Consider the following 22,591-nt stretch of genomic DNA (forward strand, 5'->3'; position numbering starts at 1 on the left):
GCCGCTTTTTCGATTGCAGACGGCTTTTCCCATGAAATGCAGCGGTGCCCTCTCCCCGCGCCGCGCCAACTCGGCTTAAAAGGACGGCATGGCCAAGCTCTACTTCCACTATGCGACGATGAATGCCGGCAAAACGACAATGCTGCTGCAGGCGTCCTACAATTATCGCGAACGCGGTATGACGACCATGCTGTTCGTCGCCGGCCACTATAGAAAGGGCGATACCGGGTTGATCTCGTCGCGTATCGGCCTGGAGACGGAGGCCGAGATGTTCCGCGACGGCGACGATCTCTACGCTCGCGTCGCCGAGCATCACGAACATACGACGGTGCATTGCATCTTTGTCGACGAGGCGCAATTTCTCGAGGAAGAGCAGGTCTGGCAGCTCGCCCGTATCGCCGACCGGCTGAACATCCCGGTGATGTGCTACGGCCTGCGCACCGATTTCCAGGGCAATCTGTTTTCCGGTTCGCGAGCGCTTCTGGCCATCGCAGACGATCTGCGCGAAGTGCGCACCATCTGCCGCTGCGGCCGCAAGGCGACGATGGTCGTGCGTCTCGGCGCTGACGGCAAGGTGGCCAGACAAGGCGAACAGGTGGCGATCGGCAAGGACGTCTATATCTCGCTCTGCCGCCGCCACTGGGAAGAGGAAATGGGCCGCGCCGCGCCCGACGATTTTATTGGCTTCACCAGAGGCTGAACGGCCGGGACAACATGAAAATTCTGCAGTTCACAGTCGATTGCCCGTTTCCGCCGGTCTCCGGCGGAGAGATCCGGAACGCCGCCAATGCACGCGCTTTGGCATCGATGGGCGAGGTCCTGACGGTAAGCCTGACTGGCGCCCCGGCACCCTCCACACCGCCGAACATCCGTCACCGGATCATCGAGGCAGCGCGCGGCAGGGCGCCTTGGGGCAGGCGCAGCCCGCACCCGACCGTGCATATGATGCCGGACGACGAGCTGGCCGAAGCCGACGCCATCTGGAGGGAATTCGCGCCCGATCTCGTGGTGATCGAGGAGATCGTGCTTTCGCAGCTGCTGACGCTGGCGCCGAAGCATCGCGCGCGCACCGTCCTTGACCAGCACAACATCGATTCCCGGACGGTGTCCGACCGGATCGCCGGCCTGACGCTGTGGCAGCAAATACGAGACTGGCGCCAAAACAGGCGAAGGAAGGCAGAGGCGCGCGAAGCCGACAGGTGTGCGGCTGCCCTGGCCGACCAGATCTGGGTTTGTTCGCGGGCCGACGAAGCGCTTCTGTCCGCTCTCGGCCCCGTCAACGACGTCAGGTTCGTCGCCAACCCCATTCCAGACGAGAGCGTGCTTTCCCTGCCAATTGCTGCCGAGCGCTTCAGTGAGCTCAGCCTGTGCTTCATCGGGCATCTCGGCTATTTCCCCAACATCGACGCCGTCAAGCAGATCGGCCGCGCGATGGCGCCGCGCCTCGCCGCTTCCGGCCGGCCCTGGTCGATCACCGTCGCCGGCAGAAACCCGCGCGATGTCGTGCGCGGTCTATGCACCAGGCATGGTCTGCGGTTGATCGAGAACCCGCCGCATCTGCCGGAATTGCTTGGCCGCGCCGGCTATGCGCCGATCCCGCTGCACTTCGGCGGCGGAACCCGCATCAAGGTGCTGGAGGCGATGGCGGCGGGCTTGGTCGTCGCCGCCACCGAAAAGGCCGTCGAAGGGCTTGGGCTGCAGGCGGGCAGGCATTTCCTGTCCAGCGACGATGCCGGCAAGTTGGCATCGAAAATCATCGATCTCGCGACACGCCCGCAAGCGGCCGCCGAGATGGCGGAGATCGGCCGCGCTTTCGTGCGCGATAACCATTCGTCGGCGGCGATTGAAAAGCAAGTCAAGCAGGCGGTTGCGGCGATCCCGCGCACGGATTGAGCCCGTTCCGCTATCCAGCCGCCATACTGCGTTTGTTAAGGCCTGCTGCCTATTTTGCCCTCAACAAGAGCCAGCCGGGACCCCCCATGCTTCGAGCCATTTCATCAGCCCTTGTCATTTACTTGGCCGGTATCCTCGCCGCGCAGGCCGACGGCGATGCAGCACTTGGCAAGAAAGTGTTCTACCGCTGCATGGCCTGTCACGAGGCGGCAAGCGACCGCGACAAGGTCGGCCCGCATCTCCTCGGTATCGTCGGCCGCACCGCCGGCACCGCCCAGAATTTCAACTATTCGCAGGCCATGAAGGACGCCGGCGCGGCCGGCCTCGTCTGGGACGAAGCCAACCTCAAAGCCTATCTTGGCGCTCCCAAGCTGAAAGTGCCGGGCAACAGGATGGCCTTCTCCGGCCTGAGCAGCGACGAGGACATCGCCAACGTCATCGCCTATCTGAAGGCCGATCCGAAGCCTTAAACGTCGCGATGGGTAGCCTGATGGCGACGGCTTCCGCCAGCTGTCTCGCGCTTGCAACTCGTTGAGTCCTCTGTCGAATTCAGGACACCCACACTGTCCGAGATCGACTTCTTCGCAGCCGTCAAAGTTCAATGACAATTGAACAATACTTGGCCGGCTGGTTAATCACGCCATGACCCCGCCTTCATTGCCTTTCAAGACGACCAGGCATTTTTTTGTTTTCGGGGCGGGTCTTGTCTTGCGTCTTTCAATCCCCTGATACCCCACATATATTCGCCGCTGTTCGCAGCCAGCGACCGGAAGCCGAAGCGGGAGGCCCCTATGGCGACATTGCAGAATTTCGATGCCGAAATTGCCAAGACCAGGCAGGTCGTGCAGGACATGCGCTCCAAGATCGAGCAGTCGGGCACGGTGCTTGATACGCTGGCCACCGCCGACAAGAAGATCGGCGACGCCAATTTCGACATCGAGAATGCCCGCATCGAGGACGTGCTGAAGCAGCAGAAGGTGATGGAAGGCAACATTGCCGACCTGATCATCGGGCTGGAAGACGCCACCAACGTCTTCGGCACCGAATTCGAGAGCATGAAGAACTACACCGGCTGGGAAAGCTTCGTCGGCGTCTTCTCGGCGCAACGCAAGCAGCGCATGCGCACCGACCGCGTCCGCAACATGTCGCTGGCCGGCAATCTGCAGGAGCTTCTGGTTAAGTCCGACACCATCGTCGGCATCCTGAAAGCGCAGAAAGAGGTCCTCGACCAGCGCTACAAGACCTCGGAAAACAGCCTGTCGCAGGTGATCGAGCGCCGCAAGGTCACCATGACCAACCTCGAGGCGGTGCAGAAGCGCATCGAGGAGGTCAATCCGCTGCTGCTCGACATCGAAAACAAGATCGCCGCTTCGACCAGTCAGAAGGAGCGCACGCAGCTTGAGGGCGAGCGCTCGAAACTGGCGACCGAATACAATGAAAAGCAGGCCAAGGAGCAGGAGCTTCTGGCCGAAAGCCAGACGCTGGAACGCTACACCTCGATGTTCCAGACCTTCGTCGATTCGCTCAACAATCAGATCGCAGCGCAGTCGACGCTGATCAACAAGCTGACAATCGATACCGAGCAGCGCATCGTGCTCTACAAGGCACTGGAAGATTCCTTGAAGACCGCCGCCCAGCAGGATGTCGCCCACAAGATCAACACGCTGGGCAGCCAGGTTGACAACACCGCCGAAGAGACCATGGCCGGCATTGGCGCCGCCTCGCAAAAGCACATCGGCGATCTTCTCGAAATGCACGAGAAGAACATGGTCGCCAGCTCCGACATCCAGCGCCGCAAGAAGCTCGCCGACGACGCCTTCGCCCGCCGTTTCGACGACGTGATGAAGAAGCACAATTCGGCCAACTACGTGCAGTCGTAAGGAGCGGCTGCACGCGGGCACACCGGCATGACTCCCGAAAACGAAGCGGCGGCGCGCTATTTTTCCGCCATCACCGCGGCACTCAGCGGCCTTGAAGTGTTCATGCGCGACGACCGCTCGCCGCTTTACCGGCACGGCATCGTCGCCAAGATCGTCGCCGAATACATTGCCCGGCTGGACAAATCGTTTTCCTGCTGGCGCAACCGGCTCGGCTTCATGGACACGTTCCGCATTTCGCGCGCCGACAGCGGCTATCCCGTCTTCCAGAACCTGCTCGAACTGGAAAACGACCGCCGCCAGGCCGAGGCGCGGCTGGCCAACATTCCGCTGGCCGGCGAATTGCGCGAGGAAATGGCCGACTTCATCCTGCGCCACAAGGAATTCCCCGAAGCGCTGCAGAAGTCGATGGCCGAGCGGCTCTATCTCGAGGACGTCAAGAGCGAACAGACTTTTGGCCCGTTCTCGCTGGCGCAGACGGCAAAGGTCTCGGTCAATCCAAAGACCGGGCGTCCCTATTACCTCGTGCACTGGGCGAGCTTCGACGGCAGCGCCAACCTGCCGCTCGTCTACATGGTGACGGTGGAGGATTCTTCCGAAAGCATGATCCGGCAGCTCGTTGACAGCAACCGCAAGCTCAATGAACGGGTCGACATCCCGCTGCCGGTGGACGGCCTGCTCAACCCCGAACTCGCCCATCGCTTCGACGATTTCACCGAGAAGAATTCCGCCTATAGGCTTTCGCCCGCAACGATTGCGGTCAATCTCGACAAGGATTTCGAGCCGCTGCACCCTAAGCAGCTGCGCCGCGTCGTGCTCGGCCCCTTTTATTCCGCAGGCATTACCGACAACAATTCGACGGTGACCGAAGTGCTGGCCAAGGTGCGCAAGCCGGAAAATGCCTGGCTGCTCACCTGGACCATCCAAGAGGTCTACTCCAAGGGCGAGAAGCCCGGCCGCAAGGGGCTGTTTTCGAGCGAGAAGACGACGCAGGAATTTTTTATCAACACCGACGATCTCGAAGCCGCGCGCCAGGGTGTGTCGAGCTACGAGAACCACGCCCTGATCCCGCACGAAGCCTATCAAGCACTCTACGCCGCCGGCGAAGCTCAAAAGATCTTTTCCGGCTACAAGGTTCACATCCTGTCAAATGGGCAGGTGATTTCAGATGTGTAAGAGTCTCGCTTGTGACGCCAATCGCCAAGCTGAGCCGAGGCGTGGCCGATGATGCCAGCGGTCTTCGCAAAGAAGAAACAGCTTGATGCTCTGAGGAAGACTGTCCGGGCCGGCGCGCTGGAAGGTCTGGAGCACAGCCAGCGCATCGACATCACCTACACGTCCAATGCGATCGAAGGCAACACGCTGACTGCCGGCGAAACAGCCCTGGTGCTCGAGAAGGGCATCACAATCAGCGGCAAGCCCCTTAAGGACCATCTGGAGGCAGTCGATCATGCGCGAGCACTGAATTGGGTGCTGGAAATCGCCTCGCAACGCGACATGCCGATAATCGAGGCCGATATCCGTAACCTCCACCACCTGGTTGTCGCGAATTCCAGGCCCGAGATTGCAGGCAGCTATGCCGATACCGCCCGCTATGTGAATACCGATGCCGGTGTTCACAATTTTCCGACGCCGACGGAAGTCCCGGCCCTCATGGAAGCTTTTTCCCATTGGCTGGGCGTGGCACGCAACACGCCGAAGACCGCCTTCGAAGCGCATAGACGGTTCGTCGGCATTCATCCTTTCAACGACGGGAATGGTCGTACGGCACGTCTGTTGATGAACCTCATTCTGGCGCGGGCCGGCTATCCGCCGGTAGCGATTCGTCCCGAGGATCGTCCGGCCTACATTGCCGCCCTTGAGATCGATCAACGCGGCGGCGGCCATGCCGCCTTTGACAAGTTGCTTTTCGACAGGCTGGACCAGACGTTGGATATGTATCTCGACGCCGCTCGCCAGGCGCGCGATTCGTCGGCCAGCAAAAGTATTCCTATGAGGAGCTGACCATGGACACGGGCCTGACCACCATCCCGGAAGCGGCTATCGAAAAGCACCGCGCAACCGCGCAAAGCTTCATCACCCGCGTCGTCGTATTGGAAGACCCCTCGCGCGAATCCGGCACAGCGCTGGCCGGCACCAATCGCCGCTTCGTCTCCACCGTCTCGGTCGGCTCGGTGCGGCGCACACGCGAGGTCGAGCTGGTCAAGACCGTCGCCGCAATCCATCCCGACGACCAGCTGATGAGCATCCCGCAGCACACGCTGTTGTTCCGCGCCCGCCGCGGCCTGGCGATTGCGCTCGCCATCTCCGACGTCTTCGCCGAGGGCTCCGACCTCGAAAGCCTCCAGGCCAAGAACACCCGCGCGCCTCTTGAGGGCGATGAGGCGGCGACCTTCAAGAAGCTTCTGTCAGCCTCGGCTTACGTTTCAGCCTTCAGCCTCGCCTCTTACCTGTTCCAGCTGATCGACAGCGACGGCGAGGCGCCCAACGATATCCCCGAACCGGACTTCCTGTTCGACACGCCGCAGGACGCGGTGAAGTCGATCGTCGCCGGGTTGGACAAGGCGATTGCAGGCTCCAAGGACGATGGCGACCTGACGACGCGCGCGCGAGCTTTTGCACGGGTCGCCATTGATGGGCTGCTGGCCCGCAAAGGCCGCTTCGACGGCATCGGTCCGTTCGAGAACGCCCATATCCGCATCGACGCCGACGATTTCACCCTCGACGGCTTCGACGTCGCGCCCGGCAAGCGTTCGAAACCGCTGGTGATGACCTTCAAGAAGCCCGAAGAGGTCGTCGGCAACCACATCGCCAAATACCAGTCGGTCAAGCTCGCCAAGATGCTGATGGCCTATGATTTCGAGCGCGAGCTGAACCCGTTCGTCGAGCTCGGCGGCTTCCTCTTCACCTTCATCGGCGATGGCGCGCCGGGCACCGGCAAGACGACGCTGATCCAGATGATCGCCGGCCTCGTCAACAATTATTGCCAGGTTGCGGGCTATCCCTTCGCCTATGAGAATTTCGGCGTCGACCAGATCTCGTCCTACCAGGGCAAATCCGGCCAGAATTGCCGCCAGTTCATCAACAATGTCTTGAACCCACGCGTCATCGGTTTCGGCACCGTCGACGACATCGACCAGGTGGCGGCCCGCCGCTCCGACGACCGCGCCTCGGCCGGCCAACAGGAAATCACCGGCGTCTTGATGGACGCCTTTGCCGGCGCCGGCACGGTGGTGCGCGGCAATTGCTCGTTCGGCATGTTTTCCAACTATCCCGAAAATGTCGACGATGCGCTGCGCCAGCGCGCCGGGGCCCGCTGGCTGGTCGACGGCCCACAGAGCCGCGACGACTATATCGACATCTTCGTCCTGCTTGCCGGCAAGAACCACAAGATCCCACTCGGCGACCACAAGCTCTATGCCGCGCAGGAGATCCAGCGCGCGGTGACCGAAGCCTATGACGAGCACGAGAAGCCTCAGGAAGACGGGCTGATGAAGGTCTATGAGCGCTACATGAAGGAGAATGGCGCACCGAAATCGATGGCCGACGTCGGCACTTATCTGCACCTGATCAAGGATGCCGAGCCGCGCTTCACCGGCCGAGCCATCAAGAACGTCACCGACGCCATCAAGATGCGCGCCATGGACATCGAGCTGCCCGACGCCTGGTTCGAGAAGCCGGAAGCCTTCATGCACAAGGGCTACGACGAAAAGAAGGCCATGATCGAGGAACTGCGGGGGCCGTTCTCGATGGACATGGTCATGCAGGAGATCAACCGCTACGCCGACTCAGAGTTCCGCTATTCCGACAAATCCGACGACGCCGCGGTGGAGAAGCTGCTGCGCGACGCACGCCTGCGCGAACGGGCGGGGCGCGAGATGGAGGAGATGAAGAAGAAGGGGCTCTGGAATGCGTGAGCTTCCTTCGCTGCCCGCGGGTGCTGAAAGGCTTGGCGCTAACGCTGACGCCCGCTCTCCCCGTCCTTCACGGGGAGAGGGTAAGGGTGAGGGGCAGCGCATGCGTGGACCAGAGATCGCTACGACCATACTGGCAGCTATCGAACAGCGCCTCGATCGGCACATCCGGACCAATGATCTTCGATTTATTGCCGCCAAAGGCCATGGGGAGACATGTCCTTGAATGCTAGCGCTGCCCCTCACCCTTACCCTCTCCCCGTGAAGAACTGGGAGAGGGAGGCGTCAGCGTTGGCGCTTCGCCACAACAGGCAACGCCACTCGGAACGTTCTGCATGAGCCACGCCAAAAAGCCCGACCTTCTCCGCGACAATGAGCTGATCTACGGCCGCTTGCTCACCGTCGACGAGTCGCACCTCATCCAGCGCTACAACAAGGCGCTTGTTGCCTTCGGCCTCAAGCCCACCAAGCTGAAGAGCTTCCAGATCGACCGCACCGGCTTCTCGCCCGAAGTGGCCGAGGAATGCGGCGATTACGATTATCTCGACCCCAATGAGGTCAACCGCCGCTTCATCATCCTGACGCCGTCGCAGATCGATCTGCCGGTGGTGCACACCGCCTTTTCCAACACCTCGCAGCTGATCTTCGAGTTCATGTCCAAGAACCAGCGCGCCATCGATGCGCTGACCATCAAGGATGTCATCTACGGCGAGATCGAGGATTCCGTTCCCCTGGTCAACGACATCGAGGATCTGCTGTCGATCAGCCAGGTCGAGTTCCGGGTGCTTTCGGCCGAGGACGTGCTGGGCAAGGCCGCCGAACTCGGCAAGCTGGTCGACCGGCTGAAGCAGGAGCCCGATGCCTGGCGCGACAACACCATGCTGAGCCGTATGGTGGAGCTGGCGAAGGTCTGCGGCGATATCCGTGAGAATGCGCTGGTGCCCGACCAGGTGATCTTCCGCCACAACGCCTACTGGACCAGCCATTTCGGCGGCGTCTACGTCTTCGTCGATCCTGATATGACCACCGTCATCGGCGACCCGGCCGCCCCCGGCTTTCGCCGTTCGCGGCCCTGGCAGGTCAGCTATCTCTCGATCAACGATGCCGACAAGGTGTTCAAGTTCCTGGCCAGCACCGGCCGCATCGAACTGCCCCGCGCGTCATGGGTCGAAAGCTCGGGCTATCTCGAGCATCGCGCCGAGATGGTGGTGCGCGCTCTCATCCGCGACACAGAGCCGAACCGCAATTTGACCGAGGTCGACAAGGTCTGGCTGCAGACCTGGATCCATGGCCATGCCGATCTGATCACCAAGGACGGCAATTTCCCCTTTCTCAACGCCGCCAAGCGTGAGATCGCCCAGCTCGGCCATCTCAAGATCGAGGATGTGTTTCCGCAACAGCGCTTCCTGGTCGTGCGTGGCAAGCCCGACCATCCCGACGCCTGGCTGACCAACCAGCTGATCTCGGATTTCGTGCCGCAGGACTTCGTCTCGCGTTACGTCTTCAACAAGCCGGGCTTCTACAAGGACTATGACGGCTACAGCGACGCTTGGCGGTCGCATGTTGTGGACGTTCTGAAAACCACATATTTGAAAGACAAAGTGGCGTTTCGCACGCGCCTTTACGGCCTGACTGACTGAGGGGTGGACGAGAGCCATGCTTGATCCGATCGTGAATTTCTTCACCCGCATCTTCCAATGGATAGGCCGCGGCATCGGCCTCGTCATCGGCGCGATCCTGTGGCCGTTCCTCTGGGCTGGGCGCTGGTATACGCAGCGCGGCTGGATCCTGAAGGCTGTGGTCGGCCTCGCGCTTCTGGTGTTGATCGGCCTCTACGCCAATTTCTTCTACGCCACCCAGTGGTGGAACAAGTTCGATCCCAACTACGTCGACAAATACACCTTCGAGAACCGCAACATTTCCGCCGGCGAACAGGTCACCGCCGGCGCCGGCACCGACACCGCCAAGACCTGCGGCAATTCGGGCATCGCCCAGGTGGCGGCCGACCTGACGGACTTCAACGTCAACCAGAATGCCTGGATCTCGTCGATGATCCTCTACAAACTCGGCCTGTTCGGCATCGACTGGGACAACACGCCGTTCATGGACAACAAGGCCTCGTTCCAGCGCGGCATCAACCAGGCGGTGCGGCGCACCGCCACCGAGCTTGCCGACAATCTCGGGCGTGTTCGCACCACATCGCAGATCGACGGCGACCTGCAGGATGCGCGCGGCAATCTGCAGTTCGACGAGGAGACCTGGTATTTCGGCATCAACCCGTTCGGCCCCAAGACGCCGACGCCGAGCTATTATCGCGATGCCGTCACCAAGCTGCGCTCCTTCAACGCCCGCCTCGGCAGCTGCCAAGCGACGTTCGATGCCCGCGCCGACAATCTGAAGCAGTATATCGACCGCATCTCCTCCGACATCGGTTCCACCTCCGCGATCCTCAAGGAGCGCGCCGAAAACCACAACAATGGCTGGTTCGACTTCCGCGCCGATGACCGCTTCTGGTTCGCCTATGGCCAGCTCTATGCCTATTACGGCCTGATGAAAGGCGCCCAGGCCGACTTCGAGGACGTCATCAAGGAAAAGCATCTCGGCAATCTGTGGGACACGATGGATGCGCAATTCGTCTCGGCGCTGCGCATCCAGCCCTTCATCATCGCCAATGGCCGCGAGGATGGCTGGATCATGCCGACGCACCTGACGACAATGGGTTTCTACGTGCTTCGCGTGCGCTCCAACATGGTCGAGATCAGCAACGTCCTGACTCAGTAGCGTTCACAGCTTTCCCGGCGAGCGATGGCGAATTTGCGCCGTCGCCTCTGTCGCATTCCGTGCATTGGGCGGCTGTTTTGAGACGGCGGAACGTCGCGTCCTCTGGCTTCTATACGGCGCGGCAACGGAGCCAGGAAGAACCTGCGACAGGTCGGCCGGCCGCGGAGACACTTTCTTCATAGGAAACAGAGTTGCATGCAAGTTGACGCCGCGGGAGCGACAGGGTTAGAACATGCCCGCGCCCGGGTTCAACATGCCTGCGTGTGAGATCAAACCCGTCCCCTCCACCGTCCAATCCGAAGGAAAGCCGTCATGGCCGAAGTGAAGTCCGACATCGAGATCGCGCGCGGCGCCAAGAAAAAGCAGATCCAGGAGATCGGCCAGAAGATCGGCATCCCGACCGAGCACCTTTTGCCCTACGGCCACGACAAGGCGAAGATTTCAGCCGAATTCATCAAGTCGGTGAAGGCCAACAAGGACGGCAAGCTGATCCTCGTCACCGCCATCAACCCGACGCCGGCCGGCGAAGGCAAGACGACCACCACCGTCGGCCTCGGTGATGGCCTCAACCGCATCGGCAAGAAGGCGATCGTCTGCATCCGCGAGGCTTCGCTCGGCCCGAATTTCGGCGTCAAGGGCGGTGCCGCCGGCGGCGGCTACGCGCAGGTCGTGCCGATGGAGGACATGAATCTCCACTTCACCGGCGACTTCCACGCCATCACCACGGCGCACAATCTTCTGTCGGCGCTGATCGACAACCACATCTACTGGGGCAATGAGCTCGGCATCGACACCCGCCGCGTCGCCTGGCGCCGCGTCATGGACATGAACGACCGGGCGCTGCGCGAAATCATCTGCTCGCTCGGCGGCGTCGCCAACGGTTATCCGCGCGAGGCAGGCTTCGACATCACCGTCGCCTCGGAAGTGATGGCGATCCTGTGCCTTTCCACCGACCTCAAGGATCTGGAAAAGCGCCTCGGCGACATCATCGTCGCCTACCGCCGCGACAAGACGCCGGTCTATGCCCGCGACTTGAAGGCCGATGGCGCCATGGCGGTGCTGTTGAAGGACGCCATGCAACCAAACCTGGTGCAGACGCTGGAGAACAACCCGGCCTTCGTGCATGGCGGCCCGTTCGCCAACATCGCGCATGGCTGCAACTCGGTGGTCGCCACCACCACGGCGCTGAAGCTCGCTGACTACGTCGTCACCGAAGCCGGCTTCGGCGCCGACCTCGGAGCCGAAAAATTCTTCGACATCAAGTGCCGCAAGGCGGGTTTGAAGCCGGCGGCTGCCGTCATCGTCGCCACCGTGCGCGCCATGAAGATGAATGGCGGCGTCAAGAAGGAAGACCTCGGCAAGGAAAACGTCGAGGCGGTGAAGAAGGGCTGCGCCAACCTTGGCCGCCACATCGAGAACATCCGGCAGTTCGGCGTGCCGGCGGTGGTTGCGATCAACCACTTCTATTCCGACACCGACGCCGAGATCCAGGCGATGAAGAACTATGTCGCCTCGATGGGCGAGGAGGCGATCCTGTGCAAGCACTGGGCCAATGGCTCCGCGGGCATCGAGGAGCTCGCCAACAAGGTGGTGGCGCTGGCTGAATCCGGGGCGTCGCAGTTCGCGCCGCTCTATCCCGATGACATGCCGCTGTTCGAGAAGATCAACACCATCGTCCAGCGCATCTATCGCGGCTCGGAGGCGATCGCCGACAAGTCGGTGCGCGACCAGCTCAGGGCCTGGGAAGACGCCGGCTACGGCAAGTTGCCGGTCTGCATGGCCAAGACCCAGTATTCCTTCTCGACCGACCCGAACCTGCGCGGCGCGCCGACCGGCCACACCGTGCCGGTGCGCGAGGTCAGGCTTTCGGCGGGCGCCGGCTTCGTCGTCGTCATCTGCGGTGAGGTCATGACCATGCCCGGCCTGCCCAAGGCGCCGTCCTCGGAAAAGATCTTCCTCAACGAGGCCGGCCAGATCGAAGGCCTGTTCTGAAAGTTCGAGATCGTTGCGAGATCCAAGAAGGGCGGCCACTGGCCGCCCTTTTGCTTTTCGGGCGCAGATTGCCTATGCGGCGTTGCGCGCCAGCGCGCGCTGGTTGGACGCATAAGGCGTGTCGCGTTCGGGCAAAGCACCGGTCTTCAGGCAATCGATCCATTCGGCGGTCTTGAGCACGGCCGCAAAGCGCGACTGCAGGATGATGCTCACCACGCGGTGGATCTCCTCGGCCGAGGCGTAGCCGGCGCTGTTGGCGTAAGGCAGCGAACCGGTGGCGTCGGACAAGAACTCGACCGCAAAGCCGACATGCGCAGCGTGGATGATGGTCGACAGGTCGCAATTATGCGTCATGTAGCCGATCACCGTTATCGTATCGATGGTATTGGCGCGCAGCCACGCCTCGAGGTCGGTGCCGGCAAAGGCGCTAGGCAGTGACTTCTCGACATGGTGGTCGCGGCTTCGCCGGGCGATCTCGGGATGCAGTTCGCCGCCATGGCTGCCCTTGGCGAAGACCGGCGAGGTCTCGGGCGCCATCTGCTTGACGACCACCACCTTCACGCCGGCCGCAGCGGCGGCATCCATGGCGCGCGCGACATTGACGACGCTGTCGCGGAACGGCGGATACTGGATGGCGAGGTCGCCGCCGTCATAGTCGTTCTGGACATCGATGACGATGAGCGCGCGGCGCGGGGTGTTGGCGGACATGGTATTTTCCTCTCAGGCTTGAATGGGACGGGCCGAAACTAGGCGGATCGCCCTGTTGCCAAAAGTGTCCCGATTGACATCATTCGAAAGAATTGGGACAATTGTCCCTTCCTTGCTGGATACTTCTCATGACCGATCCGATCATTGCCGTTCTCGCCTTTGACGGCATCAGCCCGTTCCATCTCTCCGTGCCGTGCCTGGTGTTCGGCGCCGACCGCACCAAGCTCGGCCTGCCGCGCTTCGACTTCCGTGTCTGCGGGGTCGAGGAAGGCATGATCCAGACCGACGCGGGGCTGAGCATCCTCGTGCCGCATGGGCTGTCCGCGCTCGATGACGCCGATATCGTCATCGTCCCGAGTTGGAAGGATCTCGAAGCTCCTCTCGCCAAGCCCTTGAAGGAAGCGCTCGGCCGTGCGCACCGGCGCGGCGCGCTCATCGTCGGGCTCTGTCTAGGCACTTTTGCCCTTGCCGCCGCCGGCCTGCTTTCGGGCCGGAAAGCGACCACGCACTGGGCCTATACGGACCAGTTGCAGGCGCTTCATCCCGATATCGCCGTCGACGCCGATGTGCTCTATGTCGACGACGGCGACATCGTCACCTCGGCCGGCGTCGCCGCCGGGCTCGATTGCTGCCTGCACATTGTGCGCGCCCGCTATGGCGCAGAGGTAGCGCTGCGGCTGGCAAGGCACATCGTGCTGTCGCCGCACCGGCAGGGTGGGCAAGCGCAGTTCATCGAGCGCCCGCTGGCGAAAACCCCGGCCACCGACCGCTTCACCCTGGCGCTCGACACGGTGCGGGCAACGCTCGGACAAACGCACAACCTCGACCGCGTCGCGGAGGCCGCGGGCCTGACCCGGCGCACTTTCACCCGCCGTTTCCAGAAATCGATCGGCACCAGCTTTGGCGAATGGTTGGCCGGCCAACGCATCGAACTGGCGCAACGGCTGCTGGAGGCGACGGAAAAATCGATGGACATGGTGGCCTTCGAAGCCGGCTTCGGCAGCGCCACCTCGCTGCGCCAGCATTTCGCCGCACGGCTCAAGACGTCACCGGCCCAATACCGGCGTGAATTCTCGCGGCGAGCCGGTCCGGACGAGCGTATGGCACGCACGGCTTCATACTGACCGCCCACGACGAGTTCAGCCCCGCTTGACCGCCCGCGCCGGATTGCCGACCACCGTGGTGTTGTCAGGCACGTCGCGCGTCACCACCGCGCCGGCGCCGACTATGGCGCCATCGCCGATGCTGATGCCGCCGAGGATGATGGCGCTGCCGCCGATCCAGGCGTCATTGCCGATGGTGACCGGCCGGGCAATCTCCAGTCCCGACTGACGGCCCGCGGCCTCCTTGTGGTGCTCAGCGCAGTAGATCTGCACATTGGGGCCGAGAAGCGTCCGCCTGCCGATACGCACCGGCGCGGGGTCGAGGATGGTGCAGCCGGCATTGAGGAAGGCGCCGTCGCCGAGATGGATGTTGAAACCGTAGGCGCAGTGGAAAGGCGCCTCGATCCGGGAGCCTGCGCCCGCGCTGCCGAGCAGCGCCAATAGCGTCGGGCCGATATTGCCGCGTTGCTGGGGCGGCAGCGCGTTGTGCTCGAACACCGCATCGCGCGCGATCACGCGGAGCGCCTCCAGTTCGTCGTCGATGCAGGTGTACCATTCGCCTGCAATCATCCTTGTGCGTTCGCTTCCGGCCATCACAGCGACTCCGTCCCTTCGTCGTGTTCGACTGTTTACCAAAGTACAATGCTCACTGATGGAAGAAGCACCATCGCCTACTCTCGTCAAACGCAGGACCTATGCTAGCTTGCCCTCGTGGGCCAGTCCCGGGCCTGCTTTCGAGGGGATCTACATGCTCCATTTGCTTGCACTTCTGATCGGCGTCATTGCCGGTCTTCGCGCCATGACCGCGCCGGCCGCGATCGCCTGGGGCGCGTATCTCGGCTGGCTGCCGGTGGCCGGCAACTGGGCAAGTTTCATGGGCCATTGGGCCGCCGTCGGTATCTTCACCATCCTCGCCATCGTCGAACTGGTCACCGACCAGCTGCCCTCGACGCCGAGCCGCAAGGTGCCGCAGCAATTCGGCGCCCGCATCCTGCTTGGCGCCTTCAGCGGCGCCGTGATCGGCGCCACCGCCGGTTCCACCATTGGCGGCCTGATTGCCGGCGCCATCGGTGCTGTCATCGGCACCTATGGCGGCGCCGAAGCGCGCGGCCGGTTGGCCGCCGCCTTCGGCAAGGATTTGCCTGCCGCCCTCATCGAGGACGCGGTGGCGATCATCGGCGGCCTGCTGATCGTGGCGGCGGTGGTATGACTGCCCAAGCCTCAGACGCCAAGACATACGACGCCATCATCATCGGCGCCGGACAGGCCGGCCCTCCTCTCGCCGGCCGGCTGACGTCAGCCGGCATGAGCGTGGCGCTGATCGAGCGCAAGCTGGTCGGCGGCACCTGCGTCAACACCGGCTGCATGCCGACCAAGACCATGGTCGCCAGCGCCTATGCGGCGCATCTGGCGCGGCGTGCCGCGGACTACGGCGTGACGTTCTCAGGCCCTGTCGGCGTGGACTACAAGAGGATCAAGGCGCGCAAGGACAAGGTCACCAACGACTCCCGCAGCAATCTGGAGACGTGGATCGCCGGCATGAAGGGCTGCACGCTTTATCGCGGCCACGCCCGCTTCGAATCCGCCAACACCGTGCGCGTCGGCGACGACCTTCTGACCGCCGAAAAGATCTTCCTCAACACCGGCGGCCGCGCCTCGGTGCCCGACCTGCCCGGCGTCAACGACGTCGACTACCTCACCAACTCCTCGATGATGGACCTCGACGTTTTGCCGCGCCATCTCATCGTCGTCGGCGGCAGCTACATCTCTCTTGAATTCGCGCAGATGTTTCGCCGCTTCGGCTCTGAAGTCACCGTCATCGAGAAGAGTTCGCGCCTGACCGGCCGCGAGGACGAGGACGTGTCGGCGGCCATCCTATCGATCCTCCAAAACGAAGCCATAGAAGTCCATGTCGACGCCGACGACATCCGCTTTGCCAGACAGGGCAAGGACATCGCCGTGACCTTCTCGTCCGGCAAGCCGCCGGCGGTCGGCTCGCATGTGCTTCTGGCACTCGGCCGCACCCCCAACACCGACGATCTCGGTCTCGACAAGACCGGCATCGCGGTCGATCTGCGCGGCTTCGTCACCGTCGACGACCAGTTGCGCACCAGCGTGCCCGGCATCTGGGCGATGGGCGACTGCAACGGCAAGGGCGCCTTCACCCACACCTCCTACAACGACTATGAGATCGTCGCCGCCAATCTGCTCGACGACGATCCGCGCAAGGTCAGCGACCGCATCGAGGCCTATGCGCTCTACATCGATCCGCCGCTCGGCCGCTGCGGCATGACCGAGGCGGCGGTGAAGAAATCCGGGCGCAAGGCGCTGGTCGGCCAGCGGCCAATGACCCGCGTCGGCCGCGCCATCGAAAAGGGCGAGACGCAAGGTTTCATGAAGATCCTGGTCGATGCCGACACCAGGCAAATCCTCGGCTGCTCCGTGCTCGGCCCCGGCGGCGACGAGGCGGTGCACTGCGTGCTCGACCTGATGTACGCCAAGGCGCCGGTCGATACGCTGGCGCGCGCCGTGCATATCCACCCCAACGTCTCGGAGCTGTTGCCAACCATCGCCCAGGAGCTGAAGCCGCTCGCCTGACATGACTCCGCGTCAAGCTCGGCGCTTTCTGCATTGGTGCGTTGCAGCAATGTGCATTGCGCGCGGCAAGGCTTCTCGTTCAGTCTGAATTGAACCGATTCAGTCTGGATTTTCCATGCCTTTGCCGATCCTTGCGCTTGCCATTGCGTCTTTTTGCATCGGCACCACCGAATTCGTCATCATGGGCCTGTTGCCGGAGGTTGCGGCCGATCTCGGCGTGTCGATCCCCTCGGCCGGCCTGCTGGTTACCGGCTATGCGCTGGGCGTCGTCTTCGGCGCACCCATCGTCGCCATGGCCACCGCGCATCTGCCGCGCAAGCCAGTGCTGGTCGCGCTGACGGCGATGTTCGTCGTCGGCAATCTGCTCTGCGCCATTGCGCCCAATTACTGGCTTCTGATGGCCGCGCGCGTCTTCACCGCGTTCGGTCATGGCGCCTTTTTCGGCATTGGTTCCGTCGTTGCCGCCAGCCTGGTGCCGCGCAACAAGCGCGCCAGCGCCATGGCGATGATGTTCGCGGGATTGACGCTCTCCAACATTCTCGGCGTTCCTGCCGGCACCGCGCTTGGCGAAGCCTTCGGGCTGGCGCTCCACCTTCTTTGCCGTCGTTGGCATCGGCCTGATCTCTGTTGCGGCCATCGCCTGGCTGGTGCCATCCAATGTCGCCGAACCGAGCGGCGGCGGCCTGCGCAGCGAACTGCGCGTGCTGGGCAAGCTGCAAGTCTGGCTCGCCATGCTGATCGCCTCGCTGGCCTCGGCCAGCCTGTTTGCCGTCTTCACCTACATCAAGCCCTACCTTGCCGATGTCTCCGGCCTGTCGACCTCCGCGGTCACCTGGGTCCTGCTGCTGTTCGGCGCCGGCATGACCATAGGCAACATCATCGGCGGCCGGCTGGCCGACTGGAAATTGATGCCGACGGTGATCGGCACGCTGCTTTTGATGGCGGTTCTGTTTGTCGGCTTCATGCAGTTCGGCGCTATCGCCAGCGTCGCCATCGGCGTCGTCTTCTTGTGGGGACTGCTGATCTTCGTCGTCGTGCCGCCGCTGCAGATCCGCGTCGTCGAAGCGGCTTCGGAAGGGCCGAACCTCGCCGCCACGCTCAACCAGGGCGCATTCAATATCGGCAATGCCAGCGGGGCCTGGATCGGCGGCGTGGCTCTGTCGGCCGGCGTTTCCTATGCTCATTTGCCGCTGGTCGGCGCGGTGCTGGCCCTGCTGGCGGTCAGCGTAGCCGTTGTCTCGCAGGCGCTCGAAGGATCGGCGCCGATAACGACGGTTCCGGCCGCCGCCGAATAATTCCATTGCGCCCATGGCGGCGCGAACTGGACCAATCGACAGCCCTTCGGCAAAAGTGCATGTGTTCTGCCTCTTATCCTGGAGGCATCCCATGCAGAAATCGATCGAACGCATCGCCGGCGACTCCGAAGGCGTTTCCTACGAATTCCCGGTGTTCCGCTTCGCCGGCACTGATAAGGCCGCACCCTCGGCCTATCTGCAGGCGGCACTCCACGCCGGCGAACTGCCTGGTGTCGTCGCCATCGACGCCTCGATGCCGGCGCTGAACAAGGCCGAAGCTGAAGGCCGCATCAAGGGCAACATCACGGTCGTGCCCTGGGCCAATCCGATCGGCCGCGCGCAATATCATTTCGGCGAGCACCAGGGCCGCTTTCATCTCGGCACCCGCAACAATTTCAACCGCGGCTTTCCGTTGCTCGCAGCACCGGACGCCAAGCTTTTGCCCGACACCACGCTTGGCACCCCCGACCAGCGATTGAAGACCCGTTTGGTGCAGCTGTCGCTCGGCCACGACATCGTGCTCGACCTGCATTGCGACGACGAGGGCCTGGCCTATCTCTACGTCCACACCAGCCTGTGGCCGGCGATGGCCGATTGCGCCGCCGCCATGGGCATCGACGCGGTGGTGTTGTGGAGCGAGGACACGGACGGCACCTTCGAGGGCGCCACGATCATGCCCTACCAGAACGTCCCCGCCAACGTGGCGAAGCTCGACCGCCGCGTTGCCACCACGGTAGAATACCGTGGCATGCTGGATGTCGACGGCACGCTGGCAAATTCCGATGCCGAAGGCCTCTACCGGCTGCTGGTAGCGCGCGGCGTGATCGCCGATGCCGCCCTTCCCGAACCCGGCCCGTTCAAGGGCCTCGTCGCGCCGCTGGAGAACATCGACATGATGCCGGCGCCCCGGGCCGGCGCCATCCTCTACGACGTCAAGCCCGGCGACCGCGTCGCCAAGGGCGCGCGCCTCGCCACCATCGTCCACACACCGGGCGAGGCCGGCGGCCGCACCGAAGTGCTGGCGCCGCAGGACGGCGTCATCCTGACCCGCCGCTCGCGCCGCATCATCCGCGCCGGCGAGGATCTCTTGAAGCTGGTCGGCGACAAGAAGAGCGCCGACGCGAGGTCAGGCACGCTGGAGGACTGAGCTAACCCGAAATCGCCAGCCGCGCCTTGGCCTCCAGCCATTCGGCCATCTGCCGGTACGGCACCGGGCCGTGGCTGACACGGGCGACACCAAGCTCGGCCAGGCGCTGGCGCGGCGGCACATGCGCCAGCGCGATGATGTTGACCGGCAATGCCGTCGCCTTGCACAGCGCCTCGATCAGACCCTCGTCGCCGAGCCCCGGCGCAAAGAAGCCGCTCGCTCCTGCCTTTTCATAAGCGTGCGCCCGCTCGATGGCCTGGTCGAGCAGCACGCTGTCATGCGCATCCGGCTTGGCCTTGAGGAAAATGTCGGTACGGGCGTTGATAAAGGCGGGAATGCCGGAAGCCTTCACCGCCGCCGCTGCCGCCTCGATGCGCTTCACCTGTATGGCGATGTCGTGCAGACCGGCGCCGCCGACGATCTGGTCCTCGAAATTGAAACCGATGGCGCCGGCCTGCAGGGCACGTGTCACCGTCTGGGCGACAGTCTCCGGCTCGACGCCGTAGCCGCCTTCGAGGTCCATGGTCACCGGCAGGTCGACTGCCGCCACGATGCGCCTGATGTTGTCCAGCGCTAGCTCCAGCGGAATTTTCTCGCCATCGGCATAACCAAAAGCAGCCGCGACCGGCCAGCTTCCGGTGGCGATCGCCTTGGCGCCCGCCTTCTCGACGATCTTGGCCGAGCCCGGATCCCAGGCATTGTAGAGAACGATCGGGTTGCCCCTGACGTGGAGCGCATGGAACCTGCGTGCGCGCTCGATCTGCTCGGTCATTGCTGTCTTCCCGTCTTTCCGATGTTGGACGAACAGTCTAGGCAGGACCCCAAGCCTTGGCGATGTGCCATGGGCTGCGGAAGCGGCGGCCACAAACAGGCCTTTCAAACCTGTTGCGCATCCGGCTTTTCGCCGCTATGGATTTCGCCCATGAACATGCGCTCGATCAAGACCATTTGGTGGTGGGCTCGCTGACAGCGGCCTGTTCGAACGCGTGCGCGTGAAAATAGAGGGTGGCCGCAACGGAATGTCCGGGCGGCCATTTGTTTTTTCAAAGCCAGTCCCGGGTCCGTTGCCCCAACAAGCCATATGGAGACGGCAATGACGATCAAGGCTCTGGAAAACGGCGCGGAAAGCTTCGTGACCGCAGGTGGTGTCACCATCACCCGCGAACGCCACGACAAGCCTTACGCCGGTGCGATCGATGCCTATGTCGATGGCTTGAACTCGCGCCGTGGTGCGGTGTTTTCCTCGAATTACGAATATCCGGGCCGCTACACACGCTGGGATACGGCCATCATCGATCCGCCGCTGGTGATTTCCGCGCGTGGCCGCGCCATGCGCATCGAGGCGCTGAATGGCCGTGGCGAAGTGCTGCTGCCGGTGATCGGCAAGACGCTGGCCGGCGTTGCCGAGGTGACGATTGCTGAAACCTCGAAAAAGCTGATCCGCCTCGATGTCGCCAAGCCCGGCCGCGTCTTCACCGAGGAAGAGCGCAGCCGCGTCCCCTCTGTGTTTACTGTGCTGCGCGCCATCACCGCTCTGTTCAAGACCGACGAAGACGCCAATCTCGGCCTTTACGGCGCCTTTGGTTACGACCTCGCCTTCCAGTTCGATCCAGTCGACTACAAGCTTGAGCGCAAACAGAGCCAGCGCGATCTCGTGCTGTTCCTGCCTGACGAGATCCTGGTCGTCGACCATTATTCGACCAAGGCCTGGACCGACCGCTACGATTATTCCGGCGACGGTTTTTCAACCGAGGGGCTGCCGCGCGACGAAATTGCCGAACCGTTCAAGACCGCCGACCGCATCCCGCCGCGCGGCGACCATGAGCCGGGCGAATATGCCAATCTGGTGCGCAAGGCGATGGATAGTTTCAAGCGCGGCGACCTGTTCGAGGTCGTGCCCGGGCAGATGTTCTACGAACGCTGCGAGACGCAGCCTTCCGAAATCTCGCGCAAGCTGAAGTCGATCAACCCGTCGCCCTATTCCTTCTTCATCAATCTCGGCGAAAACGAGTATCTGATCGGCGCCTCGCCCGAAATGTTCGTGCGCGTCAATGGCCGCCGCGTCGAGACCTGCCCGATATCCGGCACCATCAAGCGCGGCGACGACGCCATTTCCGATAGCGAGCAGATCCTGAAGCTGCTCAACTCCAAGAAGGATGAATCCGAGCTGACAATGTGCTCGGACGTCGACCGCAACGACAAGTCCAGGGTCTGCGATCCGGGCTCGGTGCGCGTCATCGGCCGCCGCCAGATCGAAATGTATTCGCGCCTGATCCACACCGTCGATCACATCGAAGGGCGCCTGCGCGAAGGCATGGATGCCTTCGACGCCTTCCTGTCGCATGCCTGGGCGGTCACCGTCACGGGTGCGCCGAAACTGTGGGCCATGCGCTTCATCGAGCAGAACGAAAAGAGCCCGCGTGCCTGGTATGGCGGCGCCATCGGCATGGTCAATTTCAACGGCGACATGAACACCGGCCTGACGCTCCGCACCATCCGCATCAAGGACGGCATTGCCGAGGTGCGAGCCGGCGCCACGTTGCTCTTCGACAGCATCCCCGAGGAAGAAGAAGCCGAAACCGAACTGAAGGCATCCGCCATGCTCTCCGCCATTCGCGACGCCAAATTGGGCAATGCCGCAGGCGCCGAACGCACCACCGCGCGCGTCGGCGACGGCGTCAACATCCTGCTCGTCGACCACGAGGACTCCTTTGTCCACACACTGGCCAACTATTTCCGCCAGACCGGTGCCAGTGTCTCGACCGTGCGTTCGCCGGTGCCGGAAGAAGTCTTCGAACGGCTGAAGCCCCATCTCGTCGTGCTGTCGCCCGGACCGGGCACGCCGAAGGATTTCGACTGCGCCGCGACCATCAAGAACGCCCGCGCCCGCGACCTGCCGGTCTTCGGCGTCTGCCTTGGCCTGCAGGCGCTGGCCGAGGCCTATGGCGGCGAACTCAGGCAGTTGCACGTGCCGATGCACGGCAAGCCGTCGCGCATCCGCGTCTCCAAGCCCGGAATCATCTTCTCCGGCCTGCCCAAGGAAGTGACCGTCGGCCGCTACCACTCGATCTTTGCCGATCCGGTGCGGCTGCCCGACGATTTCATCGTCACCGCCGAGACCGAGGATGGCATCATCATGGCCTTCGAACACCGCAAGGAGCCGATCGCCGCCGTCCAGTTCCATCCGGAATCGATCATGACGCTCGGCCACAATGCCGGCATGCGCATCATCGAAAACATCGTTGCGCATCTGCCGCGCAAGGCCAAGGAAAAGGCCGCCTAG

The 22,591-nt window shown here is 63.0% G+C and carries 19 protein-coding genes and 1 pseudogene; 16 read left to right on the forward strand and 4 right to left on the reverse strand.

Going from position 1 to position 22,591, the window contains the following annotated elements; all coding sequences use genetic code 11:
* Positions 1 to 88 precede the first annotated feature (88 nt).
* The 7 genes from NKI35_RS06845 (at position 89) to NKI35_RS06875 (ending at position 7,687) form a co-directional block, all read left to right on the forward strand.
* Positions 89 to 700, forward strand: coding sequence for a thymidine kinase (locus tag NKI35_RS06845; RefSeq protein WP_023683669.1), 612 nt, complete (start codon positions 89 to 91; stop codon positions 698 to 700).
* A gap of 14 nt (positions 701 to 714) precedes the next feature.
* Positions 715 to 1,893: a glycosyltransferase gene (locus NKI35_RS06850; RefSeq protein WP_352739208.1), complete on the forward strand. Its 1,179-nt coding sequence runs from the start codon at positions 715 to 717 to the stop codon at positions 1,891 to 1,893.
* An 86-nt stretch (positions 1,894 to 1,979) separates the two neighbouring features.
* Positions 1,980 to 2,363 (forward strand): c-type cytochrome, encoded by a 384-nt coding sequence (locus NKI35_RS06855; protein WP_352739210.1) that lies wholly within the window; start codon positions 1,980 to 1,982, stop codon positions 2,361 to 2,363.
* Positions 2,364 to 2,684: 321 nt separating this feature from the next.
* Positions 2,685 to 3,773 (forward strand): hypothetical protein, encoded by a 1,089-nt coding sequence (locus NKI35_RS06860; RefSeq protein ID WP_023669990.1) that lies wholly within the window; start codon positions 2,685 to 2,687, stop codon positions 3,771 to 3,773.
* A gap of 27 nt (positions 3,774 to 3,800) precedes the next feature.
* Complete coding sequence (locus NKI35_RS06865; protein ID WP_352739212.1) at positions 3,801 to 4,946, forward strand: hypothetical protein; 1,146 nt, start codon at positions 3,801 to 3,803, stop codon at positions 4,944 to 4,946.
* A 48-nt stretch (positions 4,947 to 4,994) separates the two neighbouring features.
* Entirely contained in the window at positions 4,995 to 5,774 is a 780-nt protein-coding gene (locus tag NKI35_RS06870; protein ID WP_352459836.1) for a Fic family protein, read from the forward strand.
* A 2-nt stretch (positions 5,775 to 5,776) separates the two neighbouring features.
* Positions 5,777 to 7,687, forward strand: coding sequence for an ATP-binding protein (locus tag NKI35_RS06875; protein ID WP_352739214.1), 1,911 nt, complete (start codon positions 5,777 to 5,779; stop codon positions 7,685 to 7,687).
* 67 nt (positions 7,688 to 7,754) lie between these two features.
* Here NKI35_RS06875 and NKI35_RS06880 read toward each other — a convergent pair whose 3' ends face one another.
* A complete protein-coding gene (locus NKI35_RS06880; protein ID WP_352739216.1) occupies positions 7,755 to 7,892 on the reverse strand; it encodes a hypothetical protein in 138 nt (45 codons plus the stop codon).
* Between the two features lie 127 nt (positions 7,893 to 8,019).
* On the opposite strand from NKI35_RS06880, the gene NKI35_RS06885 reads away from it, so the two are divergent.
* The 3 genes from NKI35_RS06885 to NKI35_RS06895 all read left to right on the forward strand — a co-directional run bounded on the left by NKI35_RS06885 (position 8,020) and on the right by NKI35_RS06895 (position 12,457).
* The gene (locus tag NKI35_RS06885) at positions 8,020 to 9,324 is read left to right on the forward strand and encodes a DUF6638 family protein (RefSeq protein ID WP_352739218.1); all 1,305 of its coding nucleotides are present in this window, start codon (positions 8,020 to 8,022) and stop codon (positions 9,322 to 9,324) included.
* 16 nt (positions 9,325 to 9,340) lie between these two features.
* The gene (locus NKI35_RS06890) at positions 9,341 to 10,465 is read left to right on the forward strand and encodes a DUF2333 family protein (RefSeq protein WP_352739220.1); all 1,125 of its coding nucleotides are present in this window, start codon (positions 9,341 to 9,343) and stop codon (positions 10,463 to 10,465) included.
* A 312-nt stretch (positions 10,466 to 10,777) separates the two neighbouring features.
* Entirely contained in the window at positions 10,778 to 12,457 is a 1,680-nt protein-coding gene (locus tag NKI35_RS06895; RefSeq protein WP_352739222.1) for a formate--tetrahydrofolate ligase, read from the forward strand.
* Positions 12,458 to 12,529: 72 nt separating this feature from the next.
* Here NKI35_RS06895 and NKI35_RS06900 read toward each other — a convergent pair whose 3' ends face one another.
* Positions 12,530 to 13,165: an isochorismatase family protein gene (locus NKI35_RS06900; RefSeq protein WP_352739224.1), complete on the reverse strand. Its 636-nt coding sequence runs from the start codon at positions 13,163 to 13,165 to the stop codon at positions 12,530 to 12,532.
* A gap of 128 nt (positions 13,166 to 13,293) precedes the next feature.
* Here NKI35_RS06900 and NKI35_RS06905 point away from each other — a divergent pair, with 128 nt between their 5' ends.
* Positions 13,294 to 14,289 (forward strand): GlxA family transcriptional regulator, encoded by a 996-nt coding sequence (locus NKI35_RS06905; RefSeq protein WP_023749107.1) that lies wholly within the window; start codon positions 13,294 to 13,296, stop codon positions 14,287 to 14,289.
* Between the two features lie 15 nt (positions 14,290 to 14,304).
* Here the strand turns inward: NKI35_RS06905 and NKI35_RS06910 are convergent, their stop codons facing one another.
* Positions 14,305 to 14,862 (reverse strand): sugar O-acetyltransferase, encoded by a 558-nt coding sequence (locus NKI35_RS06910; protein WP_023728279.1) that lies wholly within the window; start codon positions 14,860 to 14,862, stop codon positions 14,305 to 14,307.
* 154 nt (positions 14,863 to 15,016) lie between these two features.
* Between NKI35_RS06910 and NKI35_RS06915 the strand changes: the two genes are divergently transcribed.
* From NKI35_RS06915 to NKI35_RS06930, 4 genes and pseudogenes are all read left to right on the forward strand, one after another.
* On the forward strand, positions 15,017 to 15,478 hold the full coding sequence (locus NKI35_RS06915) for a DUF4126 domain-containing protein (RefSeq protein WP_352739226.1): 462 nt from the start codon (positions 15,017 to 15,019) through the stop codon (positions 15,476 to 15,478).
* Positions 15,475 to 16,866, forward strand: coding sequence for an FAD-containing oxidoreductase (locus NKI35_RS06920; protein ID WP_352739228.1), 1,392 nt, complete (start codon positions 15,475 to 15,477; stop codon positions 16,864 to 16,866). Before NKI35_RS06915 ends, NKI35_RS06920 begins: the two co-directional genes overlap by 4 nt.
* Before the next feature lie 115 nt (positions 16,867 to 16,981).
* Positions 16,982 to 18,161 (forward strand): annotated as a pseudogene (locus NKI35_RS06925) (MFS transporter).
* A gap of 91 nt (positions 18,162 to 18,252) precedes the next feature.
* Entirely contained in the window at positions 18,253 to 19,308 is a 1,056-nt protein-coding gene (locus NKI35_RS06930) for a succinylglutamate desuccinylase/aspartoacylase family protein (protein ID WP_352739230.1), read from the forward strand.
* Between the two features lies 1 nt (position 19,309).
* Here the strand turns inward: NKI35_RS06930 and NKI35_RS06935 are convergent, their stop codons facing one another.
* Positions 19,310 to 20,080 carry an isocitrate lyase/PEP mutase family protein gene (locus NKI35_RS06935; RefSeq protein ID WP_023683653.1) on the reverse strand — a complete coding sequence of 257 codons (771 nt, stop codon included), beginning with the start codon at positions 20,078 to 20,080 and terminating at the stop codon, positions 19,310 to 19,312.
* A gap of 321 nt (positions 20,081 to 20,401) precedes the next feature.
* Here NKI35_RS06935 and NKI35_RS06940 point away from each other — a divergent pair, with 321 nt between their 5' ends.
* Positions 20,402 to 22,591, forward strand: a complete 2,190-nt coding sequence (locus NKI35_RS06940) for an anthranilate synthase (RefSeq protein WP_352739232.1) — start codon at positions 20,402 to 20,404, stop codon at positions 22,589 to 22,591.

This window comes from Mesorhizobium sp. M0676 (genome assembly GCF_040320535.1).
Taxonomy (GTDB): Bacteria; Pseudomonadota; Alphaproteobacteria; order Rhizobiales; family Rhizobiaceae; genus Mesorhizobium.

Bases quoted from the DNA above. Each gene is read 5' to 3' on its own strand.
- NKI35_RS06875 (WP_352739214.1), top strand. From the start codon at position 5,777: ATGGACACGGGCCTGACCACCATCCCGGAAGCGGCTATCGAAAAGCAC.
- NKI35_RS06930 (WP_352739230.1), top strand. From the start codon at position 18,253: ATGCAGAAATCGATCGAACGCATCGCCGGCGACTCCGAAGGCGTTTCC.
- NKI35_RS06940 (WP_352739232.1), top strand. From the start codon at position 20,402: ATGACGATCAAGGCTCTGGAAAACGGCGCGGAAAGCTTCGTGACCGCA.
- NKI35_RS06895 (WP_352739222.1), top strand. From the start codon at position 10,778: ATGGCCGAAGTGAAGTCCGACATCGAGATCGCGCGCGGCGCCAAGAAA.
- NKI35_RS06890 (WP_352739220.1), top strand. From the start codon at position 9,341: ATGCTTGATCCGATCGTGAATTTCTTCACCCGCATCTTCCAATGGATA.
- NKI35_RS06845 (WP_023683669.1), top strand. From the start codon at position 89: ATGGCCAAGCTCTACTTCCACTATGCGACGATGAATGCCGGCAAAACG.
- NKI35_RS06850 (WP_352739208.1), top strand. From the start codon at position 715: ATGAAAATTCTGCAGTTCACAGTCGATTGCCCGTTTCCGCCGGTCTCC.
- NKI35_RS06870 (WP_352459836.1), top strand. From the start codon at position 4,995: ATGATGCCAGCGGTCTTCGCAAAGAAGAAACAGCTTGATGCTCTGAGG.
- NKI35_RS06920 (WP_352739228.1), top strand. From the start codon at position 15,475: ATGACTGCCCAAGCCTCAGACGCCAAGACATACGACGCCATCATCATC.
- NKI35_RS06910 (WP_023728279.1), bottom strand. From the start codon at position 14,862: ATGGCCGGAAGCGAACGCACAAGGATGATTGCAGGCGAATGGTACACC.
- NKI35_RS06855 (WP_352739210.1), top strand. From the start codon at position 1,980: ATGCTTCGAGCCATTTCATCAGCCCTTGTCATTTACTTGGCCGGTATC.
- NKI35_RS06900 (WP_352739224.1), bottom strand. From the start codon at position 13,165: ATGTCCGCCAACACCCCGCGCCGCGCGCTCATCGTCATCGATGTCCAG.
- NKI35_RS06880 (WP_352739216.1), bottom strand. From the start codon at position 7,892: ATGGCCTTTGGCGGCAATAAATCGAAGATCATTGGTCCGGATGTGCCG.
- NKI35_RS06905 (WP_023749107.1), top strand. From the start codon at position 13,294: ATGACCGATCCGATCATTGCCGTTCTCGCCTTTGACGGCATCAGCCCG.
- NKI35_RS06865 (WP_352739212.1), top strand. From the start codon at position 3,801: ATGACTCCCGAAAACGAAGCGGCGGCGCGCTATTTTTCCGCCATCACC.
- NKI35_RS06915 (WP_352739226.1), top strand. From the start codon at position 15,017: ATGCTCCATTTGCTTGCACTTCTGATCGGCGTCATTGCCGGTCTTCGC.
- NKI35_RS06885 (WP_352739218.1), top strand. From the start codon at position 8,020: ATGAGCCACGCCAAAAAGCCCGACCTTCTCCGCGACAATGAGCTGATC.
- NKI35_RS06860 (WP_023669990.1), top strand. From the start codon at position 2,685: ATGGCGACATTGCAGAATTTCGATGCCGAAATTGCCAAGACCAGGCAG.
- NKI35_RS06935 (WP_023683653.1), bottom strand. From the start codon at position 20,080: ATGACCGAGCAGATCGAGCGCGCACGCAGGTTCCATGCGCTCCACGTC.